The organism is Terrisporobacter mayombei (assembly GCF_020748465.1).
Taxonomy (GTDB): domain Bacteria; phylum Bacillota; class Clostridia; order Peptostreptococcales; family Peptostreptococcaceae; genus Terrisporobacter; species Terrisporobacter mayombei.
Genome location: NZ_JAHZMP010000019.1, coordinates 1 through 5,123, shown reverse-complemented (window position 1 = coordinate 5,123; position 5,123 = coordinate 1). Strand labels below are relative to the sequence as shown.

The window sequence follows — 5,123 nt, the reverse complement described above, 5'->3', positions numbered from 1 at the left end:
TCGCTCGACTTGCATGTGTTAGGCACGCCGCCAGCGTTCATCCTGAGCCAGGATCAAACTCTCATAAAAAAGTTGTCCATCGCTCAGACTAATCATTATCTGAATATCTGGCTTGGTTTGTTTGTTGCTTCAGTTTAATTCTTAAAGAATTAATTTATTGTTAACCTACTGTTTAATTTTCAAAGTTCTTAATTAACCTCTTAATTTTATCAAATTCAATCTTATTTGTCAACACTTTTATTTTTTGCTGACTCGTTATCTTTTTGACAAGTATTACTTTATCATTTAAAGACTTACTTTGTCAACAACTTTTTTAAAAGTTTTGTTGCTGTTTTGCCCTCGTTTCAAGGACAAGTATAACTATATCAGGTTTATTTTTTATCGTCAACACTTTTTTTAATGTTTTTTTCTTTAATTTTCATATATATTTTTATCCACATTTCCACATTTTTACATGCATTTAAATTTCAAACTTTATTCCAAGTCCGTTATATTTTATCCACATATACACCATATTTATTCACATATTTTTATTTTTGTATTTTTAAAATAAAATTAAGGAAGACAATAAATTATATCATCTTCCTTAAAAATTATTTTGCCATGTGTAGACTTTTCTCCATATATTCCTCTTTTAATATTACTTCATTTGTTTCCAAGCTACTTTTAACATCTATTATCCTTTGATTTGATGATCCTCTAAATTTAAGTCCTATATCCTTTTTTTCATATACGAATTTTCCATCTACTAATATATCTATATATTGTAGTAATGTTTTGTTATGAATATATAAAGGATTCTCTTCGCTTATTAAGTATTCAAATTCAAAGCCAGTATAACACCACACATCTAAATTTTCTAACTGTGCTGATCTTGCAATTAATGATAATGCCTTTGGTTGTAAAAATGGTTCTCCCCCTGATAAAGTTATTCCCTTATGCAATTTAAGTTTTTTTACTTTCTCTATAACATAATCTGTACCAACAATAATTCCACCTTCTAATTTATGAGTTTGAGGGTTATGACATTTATAACAATTATGTATGCAACCTTGTGTCCAAATAACCATTCTAAGTCCAGGTCCATCTACAATACTATCATATGTCAATTCTGAAGCTAATCTTAATTTCATATAACCACTACCTTTAATATTTTTATTTATGTCTTACTCTATCTCTAACTTCTGCTTTTTTAGCATCATTAAATCTATCTACAGTTCCTACTAAGTATCCTGTTATTCTTCTTATTCTCTCAAATTTAATATTGCTATTATTTTCATTTCTGCCACATTTAGGACATACAAATCCTTCTATAACTCCAGAGTAACCACATATAGGATCTCTATCTACTGGATGATTTACGCTACCATATCCTATCCCAGATTCTTTCATAGCCCTTATTATCGTTTCGAAAGCCTCTAAATTATCCGATGTATCTCCATCTAGTTCCACGTATGTAATATGTCCTCCATTTGTTAAAGAATGGTAAGGTGCTTCTTTTTTTATCTTATCATACGCACTTATATTGTAGTAAACAGGTACATGGAATGAATTTGTGTAATATTCTTTATCTGTTATACCTTTTATTTCACCGTATATATTCTTATCTATATCTGTAAATCTACCTGATAATCCTTCTGCTGGTGTTGCTATTAAAGAAAAGTTTAATTTATATTTATCAGTGGCCTCATCCATTCTTTTTCGCATATGCGATATAATTTTCAATCCTAATTCTTGGGCTTCTTCACTTTCCCCATGATGTTTTCCTGTTAACGCTATTAAACACTCAGCTAAACCAATAAAGCCAAGTGTCAGAGTTCCTTGTTTAATCACCTCGTCTAATTTATCATCATAATTTAATTTATCTGAATCTCTCCATATACCTTGTCCCATTAGGAAAGGGAAGTTCTTAACTTTTTTATTTCCTTGTATCTCCATTCTTTCTAATAATTCATCTATTACTAACGCTATTTTATTATCTAAATCTTTAAAGAAACCATCTAAGTCAGTTTTATTATTTTTTATTATTCCGTGTTCTATACCAAGTCTCGGTAAGTTTATAGTTGTAAAAGATAAATTACCTCTACCGCTAACTTCATTTTTACCACACACATTACTCATTACCCTAGTTCTACATCCCATATAAGTTGCTTCTGTTTCTGGATTATTAGGTTCGTAATATTCTATGTTAAATGGTGCATCTAAGAAACTGAAATTAGGAAATAATCTTTTTGCTGATACTCTGCAGGATAATTTAAATAAATCATAGTTAGGATCACTTTCATTTAAGTTAACACCTTCTTTTACCTTAAATATAAGTATAGGGAATATAGCCGTTTCACCATTTCCCAAACCTTTTTCCATTGATAATAATAAATTTTTGCTTACCATTCTACCTTCTAATGATATATCTGTCCCAAAGTTTATACTTGAAAATGGTACTTGAGCTCCTGCTCTAGAATGCATTGTGTTTAGATTATGTATAAAACCTTCCATAGATTGATATGTCTGTTTGTCTGTTTCTTTATATGCCTCTTTATATGCAAATTCTTGTATTCTAATTGCTGTATTTAAATCAATATTAAATTCCCTAATCAACTTTTCTCTTTCAAAAAGTTTATACTTATCATCTTGTTTCAACCCAACTTTTAATCCTGTTTCATTTTCTGTAGAGTATACTATCTCTTTTAATTTTTCAATGTCATTTTTATTTACTAATAGTTCTAAACCTTTTAGCAAATTATTTATATATAGTTTTCTAAAAGTCTTATATACACCTTTGGACATGTCATAATCAAAAAATGGTATACTTTGACCTCCATGTTGATCATTTTGATCGCTCTGAATTGCAATTGCTGCTAAAGCACCATAGCTCATAATACTGTTAGGCTCTCTTAAAAAACCATGACCTGTTGAGAATCCATTTTCAAAAAGTTTATCTAGCTTAATTTGGCAACATGTTAATGTGCCCATATTAAGAAAGTCCATATCATGTATGTGTATATCTCCGCTATCATGAGCATTAACGTGTTCAGGCTTTAATACAAAAGTTTTGCAAAATTCTTTTGAAACTGTACTTCCATACTGTAGCATTGTTCCCATAGCAGTATTTCCATCAATATTGGCATTTTCTCTTTTTATATTAGCATCACTAGCATCTTCAAATGTTATTTGACTTATAGACTTCATAAGTCTTGTACGAGAGTTTCTAATTCTACTTCTTTCATTTCTATATGTAATGTACTTCTCACTAGTTCTAGCATGACCATCCTCTATTAAAACTTTTACTACTATATTTTGTATATCTTCAACTCCTGGAATTGTGTCCTTAAACTTAGAACTTAGTATCTTTATTACATTTTGACTTAACTCTTCGGACATCTCATAACTAGGTACTATTCCCTCTTCTTTTGCCACTTCATTAGCCGCTTTAAATATAGCTCTTGTTATTCTATCTTCATTAAGTTTTACGATTCTTCCATCCCTTTTTCTAATATATTCTAACATTAAAAAACCCCTCCTAATTACTATATCTTGTATAACTTAAATAGTTTAACCACTATATATGGTATATATCCACTATTTATAATAGGATAACATTTATCAAAAGGCTTTGTCTATAAAGTACTTAAAATGTTTTTTGTCAACAAAAGTTATTAGTTTTTATGAAATTTTTCCCATTTTATTGTATTATAGATAATATACTTATTTAAGGGGGTAAAAAAATGTTATCTAATCGACTTAGTATTATCTCACCTTCTTGCACTATAGGAATTAGTTCAAAGGTAAAAAAAATGAGAGAATCAGGTAAAGATGTTATAAGTTTAAGTATAGGGGAACCAGATTTTAATGTTCCTAAAAAAGCTCTTGAATGTGGAGTTCAATCTTTAAATGAAAATTGTACGAAATATGATTTAGTTCCTGGGTTAACTATACTTAGGGATGAAATTTGTAAGAAATTGTTACAGGAAAATAACTCTTGTTATTCTTCAGATGAAATAGTTTTATCTAGTGGCGCAAAAAATGCTATAACAAATGCTTTGTTAGTAGTTACAGATCCAGGAGATGAAGTTTTAATACCAAAACCATATTGGGTAAGTTATTCTGAAATGACTAAGCTCGTTAATGCAGTTCCTGTACCAATTGAAACACATAAGTCAAACGACTTTAAGTTAACAGCAGATTTATTAGAAAAATATATAACTGATAAGACTAAAATGCTTTTATTAAACAACCCATCCAATCCAACAGGAAGTGTTTATACAAAAGAAGAGTTGTTAGAAATAGCAAATGTATGTTTAGAAAAAAATATCTATATATTATCTGACGAAATCTACGAAAGAATTTGTTATAATGACAAATTTGTATCTGTTGCATCTTTGGGAGAAGACGTAAAGAATATTACTATTACTGTTAATGGATTTGCAAAATCAGCAGCAATGACTGGACTTCGATTAGGGTATACTGCATCAAATGAAGAAATAGCTCAGGGAATTAGTGCAATACAAGGTCACTTAGTTTCTCACCCATCTTTAACAGCACAATATATAGGATATGGAGCATTAAAGCATTGTAAAGACGATATAGATAATATGGTAAATACATATAGATCTAGAAGAAATTTAATTACTTCTAAATTAGATACTATGAAATATGTGGACTATGTTTATCCAAATGGTGCGTTCTATGTATTTATAGACTTATCGCAAGTTTCTAAAAAATATAAATATAACGAAAGTTTTTCTATTGAATTTTGCGACGAATTCCTATCTAAATACAATGTAGCCATAGTTCCTGGTAAAGCTTTTGGAATAGATGAATATGTGCGTATATCTTACGCTTGCTCAGAAAAAGAATTTTTAGAAGGATTAAATAGATTGGAAAATTTCATTTTAGAAATAATGAATTAAAACTCTATACAAATATACGAAAAAGCCATGTAAAAATTAATTTACATGGCTTCTTTAGTTGGGTTTTTACATGGCTTGTATTTCTAAATAAAAAAATTACGTGGCTACGTGCTACTCTCCCAGGGGGTCGCCCCCCAAGTACCATCGCCGCTCAAGAGCTTAACTTCTGTGTTCGGAATGGGAACAGGTGTATCCTCTTTGCTATAATAACCA

The 5,123-nt window shown here is 29.7% G+C and carries 3 protein-coding genes and 2 rRNA genes; 1 reads left to right on the top strand and 4 read right to left on the bottom strand.

The annotated features are described in order from the left end of the window. The 3 genes from K0039_RS19785 to K0039_RS19775 form a co-directional block, all read right to left on the bottom strand. Window positions 1-69, bottom strand: a 16S ribosomal RNA gene (locus K0039_RS19785); the annotation flags it as partial. Between the two features lie 524 nt (window positions 70-593). Further along, entirely contained in the window at window positions 594-1,133 is a 540-nt protein-coding gene (gene nrdG / locus K0039_RS19780) for an anaerobic ribonucleoside-triphosphate reductase activating protein (protein ID WP_228106756.1), read from the bottom strand. Window positions 1,134-1,155: 22 nt separating this feature from the next. Then, window positions 1,156-3,507, bottom strand: coding sequence for an anaerobic ribonucleoside triphosphate reductase (locus K0039_RS19775; RefSeq protein ID WP_228106755.1), 2,352 nt, complete (start codon window positions 3,505-3,507; stop codon window positions 1,156-1,158). 218 nt (window positions 3,508-3,725) lie between these two features. Between K0039_RS19775 and K0039_RS19770 the strand changes: the two genes are divergently transcribed. Then, on the top strand, window positions 3,726-4,910 hold the full coding sequence (locus K0039_RS19770) for a pyridoxal phosphate-dependent aminotransferase (protein ID WP_228106754.1): 1,185 nt from the start codon (window positions 3,726-3,728) through the stop codon (window positions 4,908-4,910). A gap of 98 nt (window positions 4,911-5,008) precedes the next feature. Here K0039_RS19770 and rrf read toward each other — a convergent pair. Beyond that, a 5S ribosomal RNA gene (gene rrf, locus K0039_RS19765) occupies window positions 5,009-5,123 on the bottom strand; the annotation flags it as partial.